This window comes from Fusibacter sp. A1, from assembly GCF_004125825.1.
Taxonomy (GTDB): domain Bacteria; phylum Bacillota; class Clostridia; order Peptostreptococcales; family Acidaminobacteraceae; genus QQWI01.
In genome coordinates this window covers 57,528-78,967 of the sequence record NZ_QQWI01000009.1, presented here as the reverse complement: position 1 = coordinate 78,967, position 21,440 = coordinate 57,528, and the positions used below count along the sequence as shown (strand labels likewise).

The window sequence follows — 21,440 nt, the reverse complement described above, 5'->3', positions numbered from 1 at the left end:
TTCAAAGTAAGATGTGTTGTTGAACGCTGTGATGAGTGCAGTGATAAAGGGTAGGACAAACCTCTATAAAGTCCTAGGCAAAGTAACTAGCAACTTCGCGTTTGCCGAATGACGTGATGAGTACGGCACAGAGTCTTGGTGCAAGACACCCAACAAAAAAGTACATGAGTGCACGATGCGCTTTTCCTTGCATCTGATACAGAAAGGCTACCGATTACGGTAGCCTTTTGTTTATTTAATAGACAGATTGTAAAAAGACGTTCTGCATAAAGAACAGACTGACATAAGAAAGAAGTAAGGACATCAAAGGTGTCAATAACCATCCTAAGGAGATTTCACGAAGTTTCTTATAGTTGATGTTACGATCGCCCTTTGCTATCCCGATGCCGATGACAGCTCCCACAACTGCCTGTGAGCTTGACACCGGAACAAGAGGCAGAGTCGGAAGGTGTAGAGAAATGAGCAGCCCTTGAAGTGATGTTGAAGCGAATAGAAAAAGGACAAAGGAACTTGAGAGCACTACAATCAGCGCTGTAGCAGGAGAGATGTTGTAGATGTTGTTTGCCACAGTGGTCATCACATTTTTCGAGTAAGTGAATATTCCGGTTGAGATTGCAAGTCCGCCTAAGAAGAAAAGGACTTGAGTTTTGCTGATTGAGAATATAAAGAGATCGACTGATTCAAAATGAACTGCATTTGTGAAAACACCCATGACATTTGCTATGTTGTTCGCTCCAAGGGAGTAAGCGCCGAACGAGCCCACGAGAATCAGTCCGACTCTGATATAGTAGTGTCTTAGAAATAAGTTGGTTTTAATTTTTTGTGTGCTGAATTTGAACAGTTTGTAAAAAAAGATGGAAAATAGAGCTGCGAGCAGCGGGCATACAATCCAGGTCAGAACAATTTTTGTGAGTGTGCTTAGACTTGTCGGGTTTGAAGAAAACAAGTTCCAGCCGATGATGGCGCCGACGATGGACTGCGAAGTAGAAACCGGTAGACCGTACTTTGTCATGACAAAGACCGTTATGCCAGACGCGAGAGCGACGATAAAGGCGCCTTGCACCGAATGGATCGCACCAAGTTTTCCGAGGGTGTGGCTAGCGCCGGAACCGCCGATGACTGCGCCCAAGATGACAAAGACGCTCATGATAATCGCGGCGGTTTTGAATTTGACTACCTTCGTCCCTACTGCTGTTCCAAAGAGATTGGCTGCATCATTGGCACCGAGAGACCATCCCAAGAAAAGTCCACTAACGATATATAGAACACTGATATCCATAGCGTCACCTATATCTCTCTTTTGATATTGAATATGGCGAGTTTTTCACCGATCAGTTCGGATTCGTCGGATATGCTTGTGATCTTGCTGACAAAATGCTTCAATTGAAGCTTTTCGGCGAGTCTTGTGATCAGATTGCCATTGAAAATCGCGTTGTTAATCTTGTTTTCCAAGAGGTCGGCCTCATGCTCGTAAAAATTGATATGATTGATATGCGAAGATACCAAATGCGCCTCGCTGAAAAATGATCTTACTGCAAGAAGGAGTGAGTCTGCTGAAGCGATTGTGTTTCTGGTGAGTTCGAGAATGTCATTGTTAAGGCTTGCAGGAAATTCAGGGTGCTGGATGTGGAAGTCTTTGGTGATCTCCTCGGTGATGTCGATGATGTTGTCTAGGCTCTTGATCAGTGAGAGTACGTCCGCACGTGCATCAGGAAGCAGCATGAACCTGTAAAGACTGATTTTTATATCGCTTCCCAGTTGGTCCGCTTCTGTTTCCAAGTAGCTTATCCTTGCTTGGATTTCTTCGTAAACGATTGGCTCATCGGATAAGTAGGCCCTGACGGCCTTATCGAACAGCAAGAGGCTGTTTGAGATCACATCTAGGAATTTTTCAATTTTCTTATTGAGTTCGATGGACCTCTTAAAGATTGTATTCATTTACATCACCTCCTATCTAATTGATACCTTATCGAAGTGGACCTAAACGTCGGGATACATAAAATGACAGGCATTTATAGATATAAACGCTTAAAACATGGTATCATGGTTTTACGTTTAACAAGTACGGGAGGGAATCATGAGGCCGAAACAGAGTGACCTACATATAATTACGCTTTCTATCCTGGCAGTTGCGATTGTTTTTGTCTGCAACCAGGTCTTGAGCCTGAACTACCTGTGGGCTACGGTACTTAAAGTGATAGCATTCGTGCTCGTCCCCGTAGGCTGGCAGTTTTTAACTAAGAGAAGGCTATTTCTTGTTCCAATACATCATAGGATCAAGGATGTCTTAGCTGGATTAATGCTGGGTTCTGCATCCTTTGTCGTCTTAATCTCCGCATATTTTGTGTTAGGACGGTTTATTGACTTTAGCGCTATTCTTTCAGAACTCAGTCTGAAATCTGAAATCGATGCGACGAACTTCTTATGGGTGGGGCTCTATATCACTTTGGGGAACTCTTTTGTCGAGGAATTCTTTTTCAGAGGCTTTATTTTCTTAAACCTTGAGGAGAGCGGTCATCTCAAAACCGCCCATGCCTATTCCGCGACCCTATTCGCAGTGTATCACATCGCAATCTTCAAATCCTGGTTCAGTCCGCTTCTGATGACGGTTGCGATAGTCGGACTGATGGTGATCGGTCTGGTTTTCAACTATGTGAACAAAGCATCGAAAAGCATTTTAAATTCTTGGCTTATTCACATTATGGCGGACAGTGCCATCATACTGATCGGCATGTGGCTGTTTCGTCTGATGTGAGGGACTATGATAAGAAGATGTACTGAAGACGACATAGACAGAGTGGACCCTAATGGATCCACTCTGTTTTTATTTCATCTTATGTTCTTTCTTTACATGATACATGGCTTGGTCCGCTGCGTTTATGAGGCTGTCCACGCTATGCCCGGAGCCTTTTGTGTAGGTGGCTGACCTCGCTTGATTTTCATTGGTATCCGGAAGAAGGATAAGAAACTCATCTCCTCCGTACCGCACTTTTTTAAAGGATTCCAGCGATATGGACCCAGAGATGGCTCCAATCAAGCGGTCGTCATGATCGAGTATGGGAACAACCAATAGGATGCTAGGGATATTCTGATAACTGTCGATAAAAGGCTCTGAAATGATATGATCAGGAACGTCCTTGATAAGCTGCTTGTAGAAGTCATCGTCTTGAGTGGTCTGAAACTTATCAATACCATATAATTCAAATATACCACTGGTTAGTCTCGCTTAAACAAGGTGTGATGGAAGTGACATTACTTAAAAGATATAAAACAAAGCATAAAAACAACCCGAATCATGTAAAATCTTATATACTGGATAATAGGCCATATAAAATCAATTAGGAGAAATGAAATGTATCAGTATAAATATGTAAAAACCACACTAGGTAGTTTTTTTGAAGATGCCAACCATCATGAGATCATCAACTCTCACGCAAAAGAAGGCTGGCGTTTTGTACAGGTATTAGCCAACCACTACAACGGACATGGTAAACCTGCTGAATTTGAGATCATCTTTGAAAAAACGGTGCTGAATGATGATAAGGCTTGAAACGGACAGGCTGATCATCAGGGATCATGTCAAAGAGGATCTGCAAACGCTGCATGGACTGATCTCCGATAAGGAGATCATGTTCTATATTCAGGACATCATGACAGAAACTATTGAAGGATCACAGATGAACCTGCAAGTCGCCCTAGAGGAGAACGAACACCCTGATAGAACCAAGTATTTTTTTGCGGTGATCGAGAAATCGTCAAATGAATACGTGGGCGAGATCGGCTATACAAAGCTGCTTGAAAACAGTGAAGGAAACGTCATGGAGCTAGGCTATTTCACCAATAAGAGATTTTGGGGAAAGGGCTACGTGACAGAAGCTGCAAAGGCGGTTGTCGACTATGCCTTCGCGGAGCTTGACACCCTTAAGATAGAAACGGGATGCAATGCTCAGAACAAAGGTTCTGAGGCAGTGATGATCAAACTTGGAATGAAGAGGGAAGCTTATCTGAAGAGGCATGTGCTGATTGACGATATCTACTACGACCGGGTTGAATACGGACTGTTAAAAGAGGAATGGAAGGACTTATGCCGCTGATAATCAATGAAAAAAACTCACACTATAAAAAGAACGACTCTCCAATTGGCGAATTCGAATGGTTTTCGTCGATAAAGCTTGCACACATGCCCCAGTCCGAGCACTTGAACTTCAAGCTGATGAAGCTTCAGCCGGGTAAGTTCTCCTATCCCTATCATTTTCATCATAACGCCGAAGAGGTTTTTGTAATCCTATCCGGTGAGGCGACGTTGAGAACCCACAAGGGGATGGAAATCGTATCACAAGGCGATGTGATCTTCTTCGAGAAGGGTCCTAAAGGAGCTCATCAGCTCTTCAATCACTCCGAAGGGGAATGCCAGTACCTTGACCTGCAGACTAACTTGGGATTTGACGTCTGTGAATATCCGGATTCTGAAAAGGTGAATCTGTTGCCTGATCGGGAGATTGTCCATAAGGGAAAATCTGCAAATTACTACGACGGTGAAGAGGCAGTGCTTGAGAAATGGATAGAACTCAATCAATAGATTTAAGATAGATTTAAGGTTTTATTTCCAAAAAATGTGATAACATGAGACAAATGAGATTACTATTATGGGAGGTCGAGATGAAATCAAGAGGTCTGAATGTTTATCTGGTAGCGATTATTGTCATTCTGAAACTGGTCATCATGGCGGGACTTTCGAGTTCTGTGACAGCAAGCGATACGTTTCTAGTAACTGGACTGTTGGATACCGTGCGGGATGATTACAAAATAGTCGGATCTGATCTCATCTCGAACTATAGCACAAACTACCAGTACGACATCGTCTATAGGATAAAAGGAAACAATGCCACTGCAAGATTGGTGGTAGCCGGTGACTTTAAGGCAATCGAGGTGGACGGCAGTGTTGTCGCCAGATCATCCATGAAAGCCGATTTTACCAATGCGACCAGTGAAGAGCGCCTGTTGACAGATTCCGGCGGAATCACGTTGAACGGTTATGTGATACGGAATACGCAAGAAATTGAAGTTCCTTTGGGTGAGCAAAACGAATCGGTCATCGTGATTCGCGGTGCGTCCGATTTTAAGGCTTATCAGGATGAACGGCTGATCTTTCCTGTAAAGAACATTCTTCTTGCAAACATCGACCCTGCGGCGGTCAAAGCTTCGAAGCTGTATGAACTTTACCGTGATGATTCGCTTTCGCTCTTATCAAAGGAGATGCCCAGCGTGTTTAATCGCCTTTGGATCTTGTGGGCGGTTACGGTAGTCGTGATGGTTGCTTTAAATAGCCTGTTGAAAAAAAGGATGAGAAGGCTTGAAAGACATACTCTTATTCTTGCGACATTTATTGCTGTAATCTGGTATTATCCGGGCAGTACTATGTTTTCAGTTCTCGGCGTTTTTGGAATGCTCAGTTGCGTTTATCTTGTACTTGTACCTGATGAACCCCTACCAGAAAGCAAAGTCACCTGGAAGTTTGACAAATCCGGACATTTGATCGATTGATGAATTTAATTCTGACAAAACTCAAATAAAAACTTATAATTAGTATAGTGAGGTGTAATCATGGATGAAAAAAACACTGTACTGATAAGTGAAATTGTGGCGTCGTTTGATAAGATATCTGGAGACCGGATGGCTTATGTCAATATCCACACGGGTGAGCTTAAGCTGCTCACTACAGATGATATCTACAGGTCCGAAACGATAAAAAGCGTAGACGACGACAAAGAGACCTTAAGCAAAGAAATAATTGAAGCCATTCTCTATAGCGATGATTATCTTCCGCTTCCTGCCGAAGATGATATAAACGATTATGAAATCATGATCGATTTCATCTACACCATCAAAGAGGACGAGGTGAGGAACACCTTATTTAAAAAAATAAGGGGCCGTGGAACCTTCAGGCGATTCAAGGCCATGATCAGACACTACCAAATCGAAGAGGATTGGATCACCTTTAAAAAAGAGGCCTTTCACACCTTGGCGATCGATTGGTGCGAATTGAATGGACTAGACTACAAGGAAGACTGACTTTTGTGAAAACTAAAAGTAAAGTCTTCTTTTTGTTTACATTTGAGCAGTTTGTGGCATAATTAATATAGATAACGCAAATCATTTGCAAAAAGGAGAATAAAAATGATGAAAAAAACATATAAGATAGCAAGTGTGCTATTAGTCATAGCTTTGGTTCTTGTAGGGTGCGCGCCGTCGCAAACCTCGAGCGACTCTGAGGGGAAACTGCTTGTCTATACGACAATCTACCCCTTGTACGAGTTTGCTTCCCAGATTGGTGGAAGTGACACAGAGGTTCGTCTGATGGTTCCTGCGGGGTCTGAACCCCATGATTATGAACCTTCTGCAAAAGCGGTAGGGGCGATAGAAAATGCCGATATCTTTATTTATAATGGTTCAGGCATGGAACCCTGGGTAGATTCCTTATTGGGATCTGTCAGTAACGATGATCTGCTGATCATCAATGCGACTTCAACGATGGATCTTTTGAGCATTGTTGAAACTGAGAATGACCACGAAGACGGTGAAGAGGAAAGTGATCATCATGAAGGTGATACCGATCCCCATGTCTGGTTGGATCCCTTAAGGGCTGTACAGATGGCTGAAGCGATCTACGATGGAATGGCCGCTATGGATCCAGAAAGGACTCAGGTCTTTAAGAAAAATTATGATGAACTGGTAGATGCACTTAAAGAACTTGATGCTGCTTATGAAAAAGCGCTGATGAATCCGTCAAATGCAAATATTGTAGTTGGACATGCCGCTTTTGGCTATCTGACTCAGAGATACCACTTAAACCAGATTGCGATTGCTGGAATCTCTCCGCTTGAAGAACCTAGTGCGGCTCAACTCGGCAAAATAGTCGATGTGGTAAATGAACTTAAGATCAACACGGTCTTCTACGATGCGCTGACCAGTGGAAAGCTATCGAATGTCATCGCAACTGAGACTGGTGTGGCTATGGTTCCCTTACATCCTTTAGGGAGTGTAACTCAGCAAGACCTCGATGCTGGAAAAACCTATTTCACAATCATGTACGACAATTTGGAAGCACTTAAAAAAGCAGTTCAATAGGAAGTTGGTAAAAAAATGAAACTTGTCGATGTAAAAAACCTAAGCTTTGCTTATGACGATCAGTATGTACTAAAAGATGCGAATCTAATCATTGAAAAAGGCGATTATTTTGGCGTGATCGGTCCTAACGGATCGGCTAAAAGCACACTTTTAAAGCTGATGTTAGGCATGCTCGATCCAATCAAGGGCGATGTGGAGCTGTTCGGCGAACCGATAAAAAAATTTAAGGGCTGGAATAAGATAGGCTATGTCTCTCAAAAGGCAAATGCCTTCAATACAAGTTTTCCCGCTACTGTCAATGAAGTGGTGGAGGCCGGTCTTTTTTCATCACTTGGTCTATTCAAAAGAATTGGTAGGAAACACAAGCAAGAAGTGGAGCGGGTGCTCGGTATCGTAGGCATGCAGGAGTTTGGTACAAGGCTTATCGGTAATCTTTCGGGTGGACAACAGCAAAAGGTGTTTATCGCCAGAGCGCTTATCAGCCAACCGGAGATCATCTTTCTTGATGAACCCACAGTTGGTATAGATGCGAAGTCACAGCTTGAGTTCTACGACTTGCTTGAGATACTCAATAAAAAGTATGGAATGACCATTGTGATGGTATCCCATGATATAGGAGTCATCACCGAAAAGGTCTCTAGAATCGCTTGCATGGCTGATGGGAAGATAGTTTGCCATGATGCTTGCTGCGCGGTGCCGCCTGCGGAGTTCATTCAGGAGGTCTATGGCGAGCATATGCACCTACTGCTTCACGACCACGACCACCATCATGTGAAAGTGACCGACAAGGAGGACAGACATGCTTGAGATGTTGTCATACGGCTTCATGCAGCGCGCGATGATCGCAGGGATCATGGTCGGTATCATATGCCCTCTTATCGGAATTTATCTGGTGCTTAGAAGAATGTCCATGATCGGTGACAGCCTTTCCCATGTCGCATTGTCAGGCGTTGCCGCAGGAATGTTGACTGGAACCTACCCGGTGGTCACAGCACTTGGTTTTTCGGTAGTAGCGGCACTGGCCATAGAAAGACTACGAAGAAGCTTTGCAGAATATGCCGAGCTTGCGATAGCGATCGTGCTATCGACAGGTATAGGGCTTGCCGTTGTACTGATAAGTCTCGCGAAGTCATTTAATGCGAGTCTATACAGTTACTTGTTCGGTAATATCACTACGGTGATGCCTCAAGACCTATGGCTGATCCTCGCCCTTGGAATCGTGATAGTAAGCGGGGTTTTCCTGTTATATAAGGAACTGTTCTATATCGCATTCGATGAGGTGAGTGCGACCTTGTCCGGAGTGCCTGTCAAAGCGATCAACCTGGTGTTTATCGTGATGATCGCGGCGAATATAACCTTGTCTATGCGGATTGTCGGGATTCTGCTGGTCTCGTCCTTGATGGTGCTACCTGTAGCGGCCAGTCTGCAACTGGCAAAGAGCTTTAAACAAGCGATGCTGTATGCCGTCTTGCTGGCTCAAGGGGCGGTTTTGTCAGGCATGGTCATCGCTTATCAGTTTGAACTCGCTTCAGGTGGGACAATCGTACTGATGGCTGTCTTTGAACTGCTTGTGATACTGCTATTCAAACGTCTGAAGAAAGATGCCTTGCGAAAGGTGATGATGTGATGACGATCGACTATGTTTTGCAGAGACTTAAAGAAAAAGGATTTAAATTGACGGACCAGAGGGAACTGGTCGTTCATGCCCTTGTGGAACATCAAGACAGGCTGATGACGGTTGAAAACCTGCTCGAATGGGTAAGAGAAAAGCATGTCAAGATGAATATGACGACGATCTATAGGAACCTTGAAGCTCTGGAGTCGATTGGGATCCTTCATAAGACGATGCTAGATGATCAGACGTCCTACTATAAGCTTACTTGCGGAGGAGAACACCACCATCATTTTATCTGCATGAGTTGTGGAAAAATCACCAATATCGATTATTGTCCGATGGACATCATCGACACTCTGGCAGAGCAAAATGGATTCGATGTGGAAAGCCATAAGCTTGAAGTATACGGTCTGTGCAAAACTTGTAAAAAGTAAATTTGTTTTTATCAGACTCTTATTCGACTCTAATCGGATTCTAAAGATTATTGGGTAAGATGGTTGTAACATCAAACAGAGATAGGAGTGTTGACAATGAAAAACAATCAATTTTCACAAGAGAGAATCAATGAAGTGTTAGGCCAGATAGGTAGTGCGATCAATCAGGTGGTAAAAGGTGTCACAGAAGCGGTAACGGGAAGTGGAAATCTTATTTCAGAAGAAATCGAGGTGGGGGCTTTCACAGGTGTTCATGTCAAAGGCATGTTTGAAGTGACGATCAAAGAGGGCGAGTACGGTCTTGTGGTGACGGCGGATGATAATTTGATTCCTAAGCTTAAGATCGATACAAAAGGAAGTGTGCTCGTACTGGATCTGGAACCGACCGTTTCCCTATTGAAAACGACACTTAAAGCTGAAATCACGGTTCCTGCCTTAGACTATTTAAAGGTTTCAGGAATCAGTAATGTGCATATTGAGCCAGTCAGATGTCAGACACCCATGCAACTGATTGTCGGTGGCGCGTCGCAGTTTTATGGACCGATTGAATCGGAAAGCCTTGAGTTGACAGTCACTGGTACTGCTAAAGCGAAAGTGGTCGTCAAAGCAAGCGAGCTGGATGTGGATGTGTCTGGAACCGCCAACTTAAAAATGAAAGGTGAGGCCAAGCATGCTAGAATTTCGACAAGCGGCACGTCGAACACCAAAGCCGACAAATTGCTACTTGAAGATTTGGTCGTAAGGTCTGATGGAACCTCCGTCTGTCTGGTGACAGTGAACGGAAATGTAAAAGCAAAGGCATCGGGAACCGCTGTCATCACCCTTGCTGGTGACGCGACAGTCGTTGAACGTAATGTAAGCGGCCTTGCGGTCATTAAGAAAGCCGAATAGGGTAATAAAAGAAGAAAAAGCTAAGGCGAGACGCCTTAGCTTTTTTTTGGACTTTTTAAGATCAGATTTCGAATTTTGTCTCACAAACCTTAGTAAGCAAGTGGATACCAGCTTCGATATCTTCTTTAGAGCAGGTCTCGTGGGCGCTGTGCGCATATCTTGTAGGTATGGACAGACAGCTTGCAGGAATTCCTTCGCGTGTCAGGCTGATCGCTCCAGCGTCTGTTCCGCCGAACTCAAGCACTTCCATCTGATGCTTGATGTCGTTTTCTTTACAGAGGGCTTTGAGCTTATCGTTGACAGCAGGATGCGACAGAAGCGAGTTGTCACGGACTTTGATTGCGACACCTTCATGTAGCTTGATGGCAAATCGTTTAGAACCTGGTGTGTCGCCAGATGTCGTGATATCTACTGCAAGTCCCACATCAGGATTAATGGCGAATGCGGTCATCTTACCCCCGCGTGTACCAACTTCTTCTTGTACAGTGAAGACAAAATAGCAGTCGTTGTTTACAGTGTCCAGTCTCTTTAGAGCCTCAATCATCACAAAACAACCGATACGATCATCCATCGATGCGGTTGAGACGGTGTTGTCGCTTTCGTTGAAGACCGGTGAGTAGACGCAAATATCGCCTATGGCAACAAGTTTTTCAGCTTCCTCTTTGTTCTTGGCACCGATATCTACAAAAACTTTTTCTAGCTTCAGTTTGGCCATATCCGCTGTGGCTTCGTGGTATGCGATGCCGATGGTGCCGTTTTTAAAGAGCAGTCTTTCGCCTACTGTGACAAACGGATTGATACCGCCTATGTTTGTCAAACGAACGAATCCTTTGTCGTCGATATCTGTTACCATCATGCCGATAGAATCCATATGACCAGCGATCATCAGTTTTGGTCCGTCTCCCTTTTTTCGGGCGATGACATTACCCATCTTATCGATGGTCACCTCGTCGACAAAGCCTTTGATTTGCTTTACTATGAAGTCGGAAACCTTTGTCTCGTGGCTTGACGGACCGTAGATATTGGTTAGCGCGCGAAGTCCTGAACTGTTAAATCCCATAAATGCCTCCTTAAATTGCTGTCGAAATTACTTATCTTATTTAATGCTAGTGCAAATTGATAGATTCGTCAATCCTTAGAGCGGTGAAATATTAATGATTCTCAATGAAGTTTATGGGTATTAATGAAAATACTAATTAATTATGTAAGGAGTATGTCATGCAAATATGGATGGAGAAAAGGCAATCAACACGTCAGTTTAAAACTGAAAGTGTTGCGAATTCTGTTTTTGACAGGATAGACGATTGGAAGAAAAACTTTGAGTTTCCACACCATGAATCGATCGATTGGAACGCTGCAGTCGTTAAAGAAGGGGAGATCATTCACTCTACCTTCACCGGACTGGTCAGCAAATACATCAGAGTCACCGCTCCGCATTATCTGATGCTTTCAAGTGAGCCTAACGATAAGGATAGTTTTCTAATCGGATTTCTCGGGGAATCGTTTGTAAAACTGATGACAGAACTCGGTATCGGAACCTGCTGGGTTGGGCATAGCCTTTCGGACGAGTTTGCCAAGGATGATCTTGGTATGCCTCCAAACCACAGGTATCATATCATCATCGCATTCGGTATCCCTCAAACGCTTGAGATCCGTAAGAAAATACGAAAGACAAAAGAAGAGACGATAAGCGATTTAAAAGATGGGGACAGGTGGCTGGTAGACGCGCTTCGCTCTTCACCGTCGGCAGTGAATTCGCAGCCTTGGTATCTGTATTACGATGAAGGCTGCTATCATTACATGATGAGACGCCCCAAGGTGCTCGGGCTCCTTTTAAAGGATAAGACAATAATTGACATGGGTATCGGGTTTTATCATATCTATGATGTGATAAAGGCGAAGGGCTACAGACTGACGTGGCATTTTGAATCCAATAAGAACAAATATGGTGAACAGATTTTGACCTTCAAGTATTTCGAATAGCATGTTCCTAACAAAAAAAGCTAAGGTGACTTAAACGCGCCTTAGCTTTTTTGTGTCTTGAGCCTTCTATTTGATTGAAGACACGGCTTTATCAGTAGTGAATTTTCGAGATGACGATATCGGTTACTTTCATCAAATCGATCGCCTTATTTTCCAACGTTCTTAGTTCGTTGTTCACCTTTTGCACGATAGGGCGCAAGGGGAAGTTGGGGTTGTCGCCTATGACTAGATGAATCTCGCCGTTGCTTAGTTCGACCAAGGTGCCGATAGGGTATGGATTGACCTTGCGTGAAAAGATTTCAACAACATTGAAGTCGAAGCACGACCCGGCGTTGCCCATGATGTACTCGAGCGCCTCATTGACAGGAATTGCAGCTTGCTGGGGTGTGTCGGATACCATCATGTCGTAGGTGTTGCAGACCGCGACGATTCTTGAGAAGATATGAATGCTGTCGCCTTGCATGCCTTTTGGATAACCGGTACCATCGAAACACTCGTGATGCTGCAGCGAGATCAGGCGGGCAGGCGCTTCGAAGTTGTAATTCTCCTTAAGGTACTCATAGCCCATTTCGGTGTGCCTGTCGACCGCGCTCTGCTCTTCCACGCTATATGGTTCGGACTGCGAGATGAGGTTCTTATTGATGAAGAGTTTTCCTATGTCATGAACCATCGCGCCTAAGAATAGATTGTAAAGCTGATGTTTGTTCAGGCGCATCTCAAGTCCGACCACTGTCGAAAGAATAGCCACGCTAAGGGAATGCTCATATAGATAATTGTTCAGATTTTTGATATCGACAAGGTTGATCATCAGCTGTCTGGAGTTGGAGATGTCATCGACGATGAACTCAGCGATGCCCTTGAGCTTGGAGACATACTTGCCCATGCTTTTCATTTGAATCTTTTTGCTGAAGGAGTCCACTTGGCTTTCCAGCTGCTTGTTGTAGTTTTCGATTTGCGTAAAAGTCTCTTTGATCGCCTTCATGGCTTTGAGCCGTACTTCGGGCTGAATGATATCCACGATTTCGTGATCGGTATACCCGTCGTCGATATAAACGGTATAGACACCGTTATCGACGATACGGTCGATAAGATTCTTAGTGAGAATCACCCCTTTTTTTAAGAGTATGTCACCGTTTTCAGAAAAGATATTATTGGCAAGTACAGAGCCTGAAGTTACACTATTTATTGGTACTATTCGCATAGTTAGCCTCCTAATTAAAAAAGCTTTATTGATTATCGATATCATTTTAAGCCCTGCAAACACTAGTTATTTTTCTTTTAATCGCACCAGGTTATGTTATAATGAAAATGTTGCAGCGTAAAATGTGAATAAATTGATTGATAGAATTCGTTTTGTATACAATATACTTAACGGACATCGAAATAAATGAGTGAATTTTGGAGCGGGTGATGACAGTGAAAAAACGTAAAAACAAACAATTTTCTATATTTAGCATATTATTTTTAGTATTACCCATTTTGGCGGTGATTATCGGTTTTTTTGGAACCGATTTGATCCTGAAAGTGATGGATAAACCCAAAACAGAGTTGGAGCAAGGTGTTGAGGTTGAAGTTGTGGAAGATCAAAAGCCGCAAGAAGTGACCGCTAAACCTGATCCTGAAGAAGTGGTCAACGACTCGCTTGATAATTCCACCTCTTCAGATAGTAATTCCAATGACGTTTTAAGTCAATCCATCAATTTACCTAGCTTGACTGTGTACGGCATGCAGTTTGGGAGCTTTGCAAATTATGACAACGGTGAGAAACTGATGCTGGATCTTGCGAAAAAAGGAGTGCCGACAGTCGTAAGTACCCAATCCACCTACAAAGTCCTGTCCATTTCATCTGTGTCAAAGGAATCGGTTAAAAAGAGCATCGATTCAAGGGATTGGGATGGAGCAAACTATTTTATCGCCTCATTCTCATTTAGTCCGGTACTCAACTCAGTGAACGCCGATGTTGACAAAGAAGAGATCACGGCTATTTGCGATGGGATCAAATCGATTTATGAGAGTCAAGGCGAATTTGCTTTAGGGCTTTCCTATAAGGAATCAGAACTGGATAAGACACATGAATATGGAGAAGTGCTGATGGCTGATGTCGCAAAGGTCAGAGAGTTACTTGACGCACTCGGAGATGAATCCATAGAAGACTTTTCAATCGTCGCTTATGCGATACTTGACGAGTTGACAGAATATGCGACAGTTTTACAGAATGCTAGGACGGTGGACTTGAATATCGTTTGGGATCAATATCTTGCAGCCCTTTTCGGCTATGAAAAGTTAGGAAAGTAACAGAGGTAATTGCCAGGTGAGACGACTGGTTGTTATAAATGGTCTAGAGAAAGCAGCTGCAAGGCTGCGAGGCTTATATTAAGGGGTGAATATTTTATGGGAGTTCTGTCTTTTATAGGCGGTATCCATCCTCCACATGCTAAGAAATCAACTGAGCATAAGGAGACTGTAGTTGCTGTAGAACCAAAGGTCGTAACAATTCCCTTAAGGCAACACATTGGCGCTCCGTGTGATCCAATGGTTAAAAAAGGCGATGTTGTGGCAGTGGGACAAATGATAGGCGAGGCGACTTCATTTGTATCAGCAGCTGTACATAGCAGTGTGTCCGGTGTCGTACTGGATGTGGCTAAAAAGCCGACTGCTGGAGGAATGGATGTCTGTGTTGTTATCGAGAACGATTTTAAAAACACAGTGCATGAATCGGTAATGCCAAAAGGTGATCTTTCAGCTCTTTCAGGAAGCGATATCATTGGCATTATCAAAGAGGGCGGTATTGTCGGTATGGGTGGTGCTGGTTTTCCACTACATGTCAAATTGATGCCACCTAAAGAAAAAACGATCGACACCATTATTTTAAACGGTGCGGAATGTGAGCCGTATCTGACTGCAGACCATCGTTTGATGCTTGAAACACCTGATCTTGTGGTTCAGGGATTAAGGGCGCTAATGAAAGCGCTTGATGTGAAAACAGGCTACATCGGCATTGAGGACAACAAACCTGACGCTATCAAAGAGATGAAAAAAGCTGCGCAGGCATATTCAGAAATTTCTGTGGTCGGCTTACATACAAAATATCCCCAAGGTGCGGAGAAACAGCTGATTTACGCATGCACAAAGCGCCAAGTTCCATCGGGCGGACTACCAATGGACGTTGGTGCCGTGGTGAGCAATGTCGCTACTGCTGCTGCGGTGGCTAGGTTGATACAAACCGGTATGCCGCTTGTGGAGCGTATCTGCACTGTGACGGGTAGTGCTATCAAAGAACCGAAAAACCTCTTGATCAAGGTCGGTACACCGATCAACGAACTGATCGATCAATGTGGCGGTTACGCTACAGAACCGGGCAAGCTGATCTTGGGCGGACCTATGATGGGAATGGCGCAAGCGATAGACACGGTTCCTTCAACTAAAACGACTTCGGGTATTCTTGTGTTTAACAGACAGGAAGGCAAACTTGCAGAGCCCGAGCAGTGTATTCAGTGTGGAAAATGCGTCAGCATTTGCCCTGCTTTCCTGCAACCTTGTTATATCAGCGCCTACGCGCTAAAAGATGATTTTGAGAAGGCTCAAAGCCTACATGCGCTGGACTGTATCGAATGTGGTTCATGTTCGTTTGTCTGTCCATCGAAGAGACCGTTATTGCAATCGATTAGAGTAGCAAAACGTGAAATCTTAGCGAAACGCAGACGTTCTAAATAGTTGGGGAGGATAATCATGCAAAATAAACTGTTTGTTTCATCGTCGCCACATATCAGGTCTTCAGAAACTGTTCAATCAGTGATGAGAGACGTGACGTTAGCACTGCTACCGGCGACGATTTTCGGCATCGTGACCTTTGGTACACGCGCCTTGATACTGGTATTTTTAGCGGTTCTTACCGCTGTCGGCACTGAAGCTTTTGTACAAGTGGTCATGAGAAAGCAAAAGGCGACTATTAAAGATTTAAGTGCTGTTGTTACAGGTCTGCTGCTTGCGATGAACATTCCAGTGACAGCGCCATTCTGGTTGGTGATCATCGGTTCTATTTTTGCCATAGCCATCGTAAAACATGCTTTTGGCGGACTCGGTCACAATTTCATGAATCCGGCACTTGCGGCTCGTGCGATGCTGATGGCGTCCTGGCCTGTTGAAATGACATCCTGGGTGGCACCTGGTGCTGACGCGGTCGCAACGACAACGCCTCTTGGAATCATCGCAGAAGGGCTTCCCTTATCGGAACTTCCTTCATTACTTCAGTTGTTTATCGGTAATGTCGGTGGTTGTATTGGAGAAACCTCTGCTGGACTGATCATCCTTGGTGGGTTATACCTGCTTTTCAGAAAAGTGATCAACTGGAGAATTCCTGTAGTATACATCGGCACGGTATTTGTATTCGCGTTTATGTTCCAAGGTTTCGACAGTTATATGGCTATGTTCCACCTACTTAGCGGCGGATTGATGCTTGGCGCCTTCTTTATGGCGACAGATTATGCGTCTTCACCGGTAAGTGCGAAGGGGCAATTGATTTACGCGTTCGGATGCGGTCTTTTAACCATTCTGATCAGACAATTCGGAGCATTGCCAGAAGGTGTGTCGTATTCGATTCTTCTGATGAACGTAGCGACACCTATTATTGAAAAATATACTGCGCCACGCGTATTTGGAGGTGCAAAAGCATGAAGGAAATTATAAAACTAGGCTTGATCTTACTAGTCATATGCCTTATCGCGGCTGTCAGCCTTGCGTACACGAACGGCGCGACGGCCACTAGAATCGAAGAACAAAAGGCCATTAAAAGTGAACAGGCAAGAAAAGACGTCTTACCTACTGCCGATACCTTTGAACTGATGGATACTTCAGACATGAAGACGGTGAAAAGCTCTACTGGAATTGATGTGGTTGTAGTTGAGGTTTATAAAGGATTAAGCGGATCTGAAATAGCTGGATACGTAGTGAAGACACTTCCACAGGGCTACGGTGGTGGCCTCGAAGTGGTTACAGGTATCGATCTTGACGGTGCGATTGTAGGCGTCAGAGTCGGTAAACATACAGAAACACCAGGACTTGGCGCCAATGCCACGCTTGAAGCCTATTATTCACAGTATGACGGAAAACAGGCGACGGGGATCACGGTAAACAAGACGCAGAGTTCTGATACTGAAGTACAGGCGATTGCAGGAGCTACGATCACATCGAAAGCAGTCACATACGGTGTGGACGCATCTGGTAATCTGGTCGAATCACTAAAGTCTAAGTAGGGGGATATCATGAATATCAAAACATTAACGAATGGTATAGTGAAAGATAATCCCATCTTTGTACAACTACTTGGGATGTGTCCGACACTTGCGGTGACCACATCAGCAGAAAACGGACTGGGTATGGGGCTTGCCACAATGGCGGTACTCGTGCTTGCGAACGTGGTTATCGCATTAATAAGAAAACTTATTCCATCAAAGATAAGGATTCCTATCTTTATCGTTGTAATCGCAACGTTTGTAACGATTGTGGGCATGTTGATGGAGGCCTATGTACCACCGCTATACGACGCGCTTGGACTATTCATACCGCTGATCGTCGTAAACTGTCTGATCCTTGCACGTGCTGAGGCCTACGCGTTTAAAAACAGCGTGGTCAACTCAGCGCTTGACGGAATCGGAATGGGTGCCGGTTTTACGCTTTCACTTGTAATACTGGGCGCTGTAAGAGAACTTTTCGGCAACGGATCGATATTCGGTCTTACGCTGCTTGGTGGAGGTTTCAAACCTGCTCTTATCATGATTTTACCGCCAGGGGCGTTTTTGACACTTGGCTTATTGCTTGCGGTTTACAATGTCGTTAAAACAAAGAAAGCTTAGGGAGGTATGACCATGGACTTTGGAGGTTTATTTGTAATCTTAGTCGGTGCGATTTTGGTCAACAACTTCGTACTGAGCAGATTTTTAGGTATTTGTCCGTTTTTAGGCGTTTCAAAACAAGTTGAAACAGCTGCTGGAATGGGTATGGCGGTTACGTTTGTCATGACCATGGCCGGAATCATCACATGGATTGTTCAAAAGGTTATTTTGGAGACTTTACACCTTGAATACTTGCAGACGATCGCTTTTATTCTAGTTATCGCCTCACTTGTACAATTCGTGGAGATCTTCTTGCAAAAGGTTTCTCCAACGCTTTACCAGTCACTTGGCGTGTTCTTGCCGCTGATTACAACAAACTGTGCCGTACTTGGTCTGGCACTTTTAAATATTCAATTTGAATACAACTTGCTTGAAACAATAGTACACTCCATTGGAGCGGCTGTCGGTTTCTCGCTTGCGATCATTCTTTTTGCAGGTATCAGGGAAAAACTTGAGATTTCAAATATTCCTGCGCCTTTCAAAGGGTTTCCGATCGCGCTCATTACTGCTAGCTTAATGTCGATGGCGTTCTTCGGATTCGCTGGTCTTGTATAGGAGGTTATGATGGATTTTCAGAACATTTTATATGCGGGACTGAGTCTTGGAGGAATGGGTCTTGTATTTGGTGCGGGTCTTGCGTATGCCTCTCAAAAGTTCGCGGTCGAGATCGATCCGAGAGCGCTTGCAATAAGGGACGCCCTGCCAGCTGCCAACTGTGGTGGTTGCGGCTATCCTGGATGTGACAGCTTTGCGAATGCGGTTGTGGCTGGTGAGGCACCGATTAACGGATGCCCTGTTGGCGGATCGGACTGTACTGCGAAACTTGCTGCCATTATGGGTATTGAAGCGTCTGATGAGGCGAAACAAGTCGCTTTTGTCTTATGTAAAGGTGGAAAATCGAAAGCGACGATGAAGTTCGACTATTCGGGAATCAACGACTGTCGCGCGGCGCATATGATTGCGGGCGGTGACAAGTCGTGTGCCTTCGGCTGTTTAGGCTACGGAACTTGCGAACGAGCTTGTCCTTTTGACGCGATTGTTATGAACGAGCAAGGACTTGCCGAGGTGGATCCGGATAAGTGTACCGCATGCGGACTGTGCATAGAGGCTTGTCCAAAAGACGTGATCGCCTATGCGCCGTATGGTCAGGAAGTGGTCGTTGCCTGCAATAACAAGGATCGCGGCGGTCATGTGAAAAAAGAATGCGCAGTCGCTTGCATCGCTTGCGGAATCTGCGAAAAGAATTGTCCGTTCGATGCGATTCATGTGGAAAATCAAGTGGCGATCGTCGATTACGACAAATGCACAAGCTGTATGGTTTGTGTTGAAAAATGTCCTACTAAGGCAATCACAGGCGATTTATCCAACAGGAAGAAAGCTGTGATTATCGAAGATAAATGTATCGGATGTACGATTTGTGCAAAAAAATGTCCTGTAGAAGCGATTACAGGAGAGTTGAAAGCACTTCATCATGTAGATGAGGAAAAATGTATCGGATGTGGCGTATGTGAAGAAAAATGCCCTAAAGATGCGATCGTAATGAAATAGTGTTAATCATGATGACCGCCTTTGGCGGTCATCAGACTGTTGACAAAGCCCAATTTCTGCGTCATTTCAAAAAAGCAGCACGCTTATGTATGTCTATATACACTGCGCCCGCTGCTTTTTCTCATTCCTTGAACTTGAACTTTGTCAACAGTCTGCGATTTTGTTGACTTTGTCAACAACCTCATGACCGCCAAAGGCGGTCATTTTTTTATTGTGGAACAGACTTGGTACTTAAACTTTAATTACAAGGGCTTCACTTACTTGAAAATTGACACTTAAAGTGCTACACTGGGGGTAGTCTTTTTTAGTAAGATATTTGACGAAAATTCGGGCATTTTGACTGTATAATACGTTATCTTTAGGATAGCGTATTTCTATTGTGTAACGATGTATGGAGGTTGAGCTTTGAAGAAGAATCCAATTGTTTTACTCGTTTTTATGCTGGTCGGCCTCGTAATTGGGGGCATTATCGGGGATCTTCTTGGGGGTCTTGTACCTGTTCTGAACTATAGCAAATCGATAGGAGTCGATCCGTTCACCCTTGATATGGCAATTATGACCTTAACACTCGGTTTTAGAATGACGATCAACCTAGCGGGTGTGATCGGATTACTGATAGGACTATTTATCTATTCAAAATTTTAAAGAAAGCAGTGATGATTATGAGATTGGTTTTGGCATCAAAGTCACCTAGACGTAAGGAGCTGTTGGGGCTTATCGCTTCGGACTTTATTGTGAAATCCGCTGAAACACCGGAGATCATACTTCCGACAGACGAACCGCACATTGCCGTGATGGCCCTCGCATTTGAAAAAGCGAAAGTCGTGCAAGAAACCTGTGAAAAAGATAGTCTTGTGATTGGTGCCGATACGATCGTCTATTGTGGCGAGTATATGGGAAAACCAAAAGACAAAGAGGATGCAAGACGCATGCTTAAGCTTTTAAGTGGAAACGTTCATCGCGTGCTCACAGGATTTTGTGTGTATCAGGCCGGAACAAACAGGAAAATCGTGGATTACAGTGAAACGACTGTGCGGATGAAAGTTTTGAGCGATGCTGAGATCGATGGCTACATTGAATCAGGAGAGCCGATGGATAAGGCGGGCGCTTACGGAATTCAAGGTAAGGGCGCATTGTTCATAAAACATATCGAAGGGGATTTCCATTCGGTGATGGGACTACCTGTAAACAAGTTATACGAGACGCTCAATAGACATTTCAAGTAGCGACGGTTAAGAAGGTGGGCGATTTGTGAAGGGAGCAAATCATGCACCAACGTATAAAAGACCTACACGGCGAAGATAAGCCGCGCGAACGCCTTATGAATAACGGAGTCAAGTCACTTACCAATTCAGAACTACTTGCGATCATCCTTAGGACCGGCACAAAGGAAAAGTCCGCACTGGCGCTTTCCTCAGAGCTGCTTAAGACACTTGGAGGTCTCAAGGGTTTAGCCATGGCTGATGGTTCGGAGTTGAAAAAAATCAGTGGAATTGGAGACAGCAAAGCTTGCCAGCTGATGGCCAGTTTTGAACTGGCAAGGCGCTATGACTGCTCCAAGATTAAATCGGATTTAAAATTCACATCACCAGAAGATGTGTTCAACTATGTACACAAAGAACTTAAATTTGAAGACAGAGAACATTTTTTGGTGATTGGACTTAACACAAAAAACAATATCATCGGGAGACATGTTGTCTCTGTAGGTACCCTCAATCAAACCCTTGTCCACCCAAGAGAAGTATTCAACTGGGCGATCAAGAAATCTGCGGCTTCTGTGGTTTTAGCACATAATCATCCTAGCGGTCATGTAGAACCGAGTAGGGAAGATGTGCTCCTAACAGAGCGCATGGTTGAAGCGGGGAAAATTGTCGGCATAAAAGTTGTAGACCACATCATTGTGGGAAACAATGAATACTATAGCTTAAAGGCGAATGACAGAATGTGAAA

26 protein-coding genes are annotated in these 21,440 nt (G+C 44.2%); 22 read left to right on the top strand and 4 right to left on the bottom strand.

The features are described from left to right. Window positions 1-235: 235 nt before the first annotated feature. Together DWB64_RS13660 and DWB64_RS13655 are read right to left on the bottom strand one after the other, a co-directional pair. Window positions 236-1,279, bottom strand: coding sequence for an inorganic phosphate transporter (locus DWB64_RS13660; protein WP_206736682.1), 1,044 nt, complete (start codon window positions 1,277-1,279; stop codon window positions 236-238). A gap of 8 nt (window positions 1,280-1,287) precedes the next feature. Beyond that, window positions 1,288-1,938 (bottom strand): DUF47 domain-containing protein, encoded by a 651-nt coding sequence (locus DWB64_RS13655; protein ID WP_129488809.1) that lies wholly within the window; start codon window positions 1,936-1,938, stop codon window positions 1,288-1,290. Window positions 1,939-2,077: 139 nt separating this feature from the next. Here DWB64_RS13655 and DWB64_RS13650 point away from each other — a divergent pair, with 139 nt between their 5' ends. The 11 genes from DWB64_RS13650 (at window position 2,078) to DWB64_RS13600 (ending at window position 10,068) form a co-directional block, all read left to right on the top strand. Further along, complete coding sequence (locus tag DWB64_RS13650; protein ID WP_129488808.1) at window positions 2,078-2,755, top strand: CPBP family intramembrane glutamic endopeptidase; 678 nt, start codon at window positions 2,078-2,080, stop codon at window positions 2,753-2,755. 597 nt (window positions 2,756-3,352) lie between these two features. Beyond that, the gene (locus DWB64_RS13645) at window positions 3,353-3,550 is read left to right on the top strand and encodes a DUF4177 domain-containing protein (protein WP_129488807.1); all 198 of its coding nucleotides are present in this window, start codon (window positions 3,353-3,355) and stop codon (window positions 3,548-3,550) included. After that, window positions 3,537-4,094 (top strand): GNAT family N-acetyltransferase, encoded by a 558-nt coding sequence (locus tag DWB64_RS13640; protein WP_164980420.1) that lies wholly within the window; start codon window positions 3,537-3,539, stop codon window positions 4,092-4,094. Before DWB64_RS13645 ends, DWB64_RS13640 begins: the two co-directional genes overlap by 14 nt. Next, window positions 4,085-4,579, top strand: coding sequence for a cupin domain-containing protein (locus DWB64_RS13635; protein WP_164980419.1), 495 nt, complete (start codon window positions 4,085-4,087; stop codon window positions 4,577-4,579). The genes DWB64_RS13640 and DWB64_RS13635 overlap by 10 nt, the downstream gene beginning before the upstream one ends. Window positions 4,580-4,659: 80 nt before the next feature. After that, window positions 4,660-5,544, top strand: a complete 885-nt coding sequence (locus DWB64_RS13630; RefSeq protein ID WP_129488804.1) for a hypothetical protein — start codon at window positions 4,660-4,662, stop codon at window positions 5,542-5,544. 60 nt (window positions 5,545-5,604) lie between these two features. Continuing rightward, window positions 5,605-6,072 (top strand): UPF0158 family protein, encoded by a 468-nt coding sequence (locus DWB64_RS13625; RefSeq protein WP_129488803.1) that lies wholly within the window; start codon window positions 5,605-5,607, stop codon window positions 6,070-6,072. A gap of 105 nt (window positions 6,073-6,177) precedes the next feature. After that, complete coding sequence (locus DWB64_RS13620) at window positions 6,178-7,128, top strand: metal ABC transporter solute-binding protein, Zn/Mn family (RefSeq protein WP_129488802.1); 951 nt, start codon at window positions 6,178-6,180, stop codon at window positions 7,126-7,128. Window positions 7,129-7,143: 15 nt separating this feature from the next. Beyond that, entirely contained in the window at window positions 7,144-7,935 is a 792-nt protein-coding gene (locus DWB64_RS13615) for a metal ABC transporter ATP-binding protein (protein ID WP_129488801.1), read from the top strand. After that, a complete protein-coding gene (locus DWB64_RS13610) occupies window positions 7,928-8,755 on the top strand; it encodes a metal ABC transporter permease (protein ID WP_129488800.1) in 828 nt (275 codons plus the stop codon). The genes DWB64_RS13615 and DWB64_RS13610 overlap by 8 nt, the downstream gene beginning before the upstream one ends. Next, window positions 8,755-9,177: a Fur family transcriptional regulator gene (locus tag DWB64_RS13605; protein ID WP_129488799.1), complete on the top strand. Its 423-nt coding sequence runs from the start codon at window positions 8,755-8,757 to the stop codon at window positions 9,175-9,177. The genes DWB64_RS13610 and DWB64_RS13605 overlap by 1 nt, the downstream gene beginning before the upstream one ends. A gap of 96 nt (window positions 9,178-9,273) precedes the next feature. Beyond that, the gene (locus DWB64_RS13600; protein ID WP_129488798.1) at window positions 9,274-10,068 is read left to right on the top strand and encodes a GIN domain-containing protein; all 795 of its coding nucleotides are present in this window, start codon (window positions 9,274-9,276) and stop codon (window positions 10,066-10,068) included. Between the two features lie 61 nt (window positions 10,069-10,129). Here DWB64_RS13600 and DWB64_RS13595 read toward each other — a convergent pair whose 3' ends face one another. Next, complete coding sequence (locus DWB64_RS13595; RefSeq protein WP_129488797.1) at window positions 10,130-11,128, bottom strand: M42 family metallopeptidase; 999 nt, start codon at window positions 11,126-11,128, stop codon at window positions 10,130-10,132. Window positions 11,129-11,286: 158 nt separating this feature from the next. On the opposite strand from DWB64_RS13595, the gene DWB64_RS13590 reads away from it, so the two are divergent. After that, window positions 11,287-12,051: a nitroreductase family protein gene (locus tag DWB64_RS13590; RefSeq protein WP_129488796.1), complete on the top strand. Its 765-nt coding sequence runs from the start codon at window positions 11,287-11,289 to the stop codon at window positions 12,049-12,051. A 91-nt stretch (window positions 12,052-12,142) separates the two neighbouring features. Here DWB64_RS13590 and DWB64_RS13585 read toward each other — a convergent pair whose 3' ends face one another. After that, window positions 12,143-13,252 carry an HD-GYP domain-containing protein gene (locus DWB64_RS13585; protein ID WP_164980418.1) on the bottom strand — a complete coding sequence of 370 codons (1,110 nt, stop codon included), beginning with the start codon at window positions 13,250-13,252 and terminating at the stop codon, window positions 12,143-12,145. A 209-nt stretch (window positions 13,253-13,461) separates the two neighbouring features. Between DWB64_RS13585 and DWB64_RS13580 the strand changes: the two genes are divergently transcribed. The 10 genes from DWB64_RS13580 (at window position 13,462) to radC (ending at window position 21,438) form a co-directional block, all read left to right on the top strand. After that, window positions 13,462-14,346: a hypothetical protein gene (locus DWB64_RS13580; protein WP_129488794.1), complete on the top strand. Its 885-nt coding sequence runs from the start codon at window positions 13,462-13,464 to the stop codon at window positions 14,344-14,346. 96 nt (window positions 14,347-14,442) lie between these two features. Next, window positions 14,443-15,765, top strand: coding sequence for an electron transport complex subunit RsxC (gene rsxC, locus DWB64_RS13575; protein WP_129488793.1), 1,323 nt, complete (start codon window positions 14,443-14,445; stop codon window positions 15,763-15,765). Between the two features lie 15 nt (window positions 15,766-15,780). After that, entirely contained in the window at window positions 15,781-16,725 is a 945-nt protein-coding gene (locus DWB64_RS13570; protein WP_129488792.1) for an RnfABCDGE type electron transport complex subunit D, read from the top strand. After that, window positions 16,722-17,303 (top strand): RnfABCDGE type electron transport complex subunit G, encoded by a 582-nt coding sequence (locus DWB64_RS13565; RefSeq protein ID WP_129488791.1) that lies wholly within the window; start codon window positions 16,722-16,724, stop codon window positions 17,301-17,303. Before DWB64_RS13570 ends, DWB64_RS13565 begins: the two co-directional genes overlap by 4 nt. Before the next feature lie 6 nt (window positions 17,304-17,309). Then, the gene (gene rsxE / locus DWB64_RS13560) at window positions 17,310-17,903 is read left to right on the top strand and encodes an electron transport complex subunit RsxE (RefSeq protein WP_371682607.1); all 594 of its coding nucleotides are present in this window, start codon (window positions 17,310-17,312) and stop codon (window positions 17,901-17,903) included. Window positions 17,904-17,915: 12 nt separating this feature from the next. Then, on the top strand, window positions 17,916-18,497 hold the full coding sequence (rsxA, locus tag DWB64_RS13555; RefSeq protein ID WP_129488789.1) for an electron transport complex subunit RsxA: 582 nt from the start codon (window positions 17,916-17,918) through the stop codon (window positions 18,495-18,497). A gap of 9 nt (window positions 18,498-18,506) precedes the next feature. Next, on the top strand, window positions 18,507-19,490 hold the full coding sequence (locus DWB64_RS13550; RefSeq protein WP_129488788.1) for an RnfABCDGE type electron transport complex subunit B: 984 nt from the start codon (window positions 18,507-18,509) through the stop codon (window positions 19,488-19,490). Between the two features lie 405 nt (window positions 19,491-19,895). Further along, on the top strand, window positions 19,896-20,135 hold the full coding sequence (locus tag DWB64_RS13545) for a DUF4321 domain-containing protein (RefSeq protein WP_129488787.1): 240 nt from the start codon (window positions 19,896-19,898) through the stop codon (window positions 20,133-20,135). A 17-nt stretch (window positions 20,136-20,152) separates the two neighbouring features. Beyond that, window positions 20,153-20,716: a Maf family protein gene (locus DWB64_RS13540; protein WP_207713465.1), complete on the top strand. Its 564-nt coding sequence runs from the start codon at window positions 20,153-20,155 to the stop codon at window positions 20,714-20,716. Window positions 20,717-20,757: 41 nt separating this feature from the next. Continuing rightward, window positions 20,758-21,438 carry a DNA repair protein RadC gene (gene radC, locus DWB64_RS13535; protein ID WP_129488786.1) on the top strand — a complete coding sequence of 227 codons (681 nt, stop codon included), beginning with the start codon at window positions 20,758-20,760 and terminating at the stop codon, window positions 21,436-21,438. The last annotated feature ends 2 nt before the right edge of the window (window positions 21,439-21,440 follow it).

Coding starts and splice junctions, on each gene's coding strand:
- DWB64_RS13660 (WP_206736682.1), bottom strand. CDS start 1,279: ATGGATATCAGTGTTCTATATATCGTTAGTGGACTTTTCTTGGGATGG.
- DWB64_RS13655 (WP_129488809.1), bottom strand. CDS start 1,938: ATGAATACAATCTTTAAGAGGTCCATCGAACTCAATAAGAAAATTGAA.
- DWB64_RS13650 (WP_129488808.1), top strand. CDS start 2,078: ATGAGGCCGAAACAGAGTGACCTACATATAATTACGCTTTCTATCCTG.
- DWB64_RS13645 (WP_129488807.1), top strand. CDS start 3,353: ATGTATCAGTATAAATATGTAAAAACCACACTAGGTAGTTTTTTTGAA.
- DWB64_RS13640 (WP_164980420.1), top strand. CDS start 3,537: ATGATAAGGCTTGAAACGGACAGGCTGATCATCAGGGATCATGTCAAA.
- DWB64_RS13635 (WP_164980419.1), top strand. CDS start 4,085: ATGCCGCTGATAATCAATGAAAAAAACTCACACTATAAAAAGAACGAC.
- DWB64_RS13630 (WP_129488804.1), top strand. CDS start 4,660: ATGAAATCAAGAGGTCTGAATGTTTATCTGGTAGCGATTATTGTCATT.
- DWB64_RS13625 (WP_129488803.1), top strand. CDS start 5,605: ATGGATGAAAAAAACACTGTACTGATAAGTGAAATTGTGGCGTCGTTT.
- DWB64_RS13620 (WP_129488802.1), top strand. CDS start 6,178: ATGATGAAAAAAACATATAAGATAGCAAGTGTGCTATTAGTCATAGCT.
- DWB64_RS13615 (WP_129488801.1), top strand. CDS start 7,144: ATGAAACTTGTCGATGTAAAAAACCTAAGCTTTGCTTATGACGATCAG.
- DWB64_RS13610 (WP_129488800.1), top strand. CDS start 7,928: ATGCTTGAGATGTTGTCATACGGCTTCATGCAGCGCGCGATGATCGCA.
- DWB64_RS13605 (WP_129488799.1), top strand. CDS start 8,755: ATGACGATCGACTATGTTTTGCAGAGACTTAAAGAAAAAGGATTTAAA.
- DWB64_RS13600 (WP_129488798.1), top strand. CDS start 9,274: ATGAAAAACAATCAATTTTCACAAGAGAGAATCAATGAAGTGTTAGGC.
- DWB64_RS13595 (WP_129488797.1), bottom strand. CDS start 11,128: ATGGGATTTAACAGTTCAGGACTTCGCGCGCTAACCAATATCTACGGT.
- DWB64_RS13590 (WP_129488796.1), top strand. CDS start 11,287: ATGCAAATATGGATGGAGAAAAGGCAATCAACACGTCAGTTTAAAACT.
- DWB64_RS13585 (WP_164980418.1), bottom strand. CDS start 13,252: ATGCGAATAGTACCAATAAATAGTGTAACTTCAGGCTCTGTACTTGCC.
- DWB64_RS13580 (WP_129488794.1), top strand. CDS start 13,462: ATGACAGTGAAAAAACGTAAAAACAAACAATTTTCTATATTTAGCATA.
- rsxC (WP_129488793.1), top strand. CDS start 14,443: ATGGGAGTTCTGTCTTTTATAGGCGGTATCCATCCTCCACATGCTAAG.
- DWB64_RS13570 (WP_129488792.1), top strand. CDS start 15,781: ATGCAAAATAAACTGTTTGTTTCATCGTCGCCACATATCAGGTCTTCA.
- DWB64_RS13565 (WP_129488791.1), top strand. CDS start 16,722: ATGAAGGAAATTATAAAACTAGGCTTGATCTTACTAGTCATATGCCTT.
- rsxA (WP_129488789.1), top strand. CDS start 17,916: ATGGACTTTGGAGGTTTATTTGTAATCTTAGTCGGTGCGATTTTGGTC.
- DWB64_RS13550 (WP_129488788.1), top strand. CDS start 18,507: ATGGATTTTCAGAACATTTTATATGCGGGACTGAGTCTTGGAGGAATG.
- DWB64_RS13540 (WP_207713465.1), top strand. CDS start 20,153: ATGAGATTGGTTTTGGCATCAAAGTCACCTAGACGTAAGGAGCTGTTG.
- radC (WP_129488786.1), top strand. CDS start 20,758: ATGCACCAACGTATAAAAGACCTACACGGCGAAGATAAGCCGCGCGAA.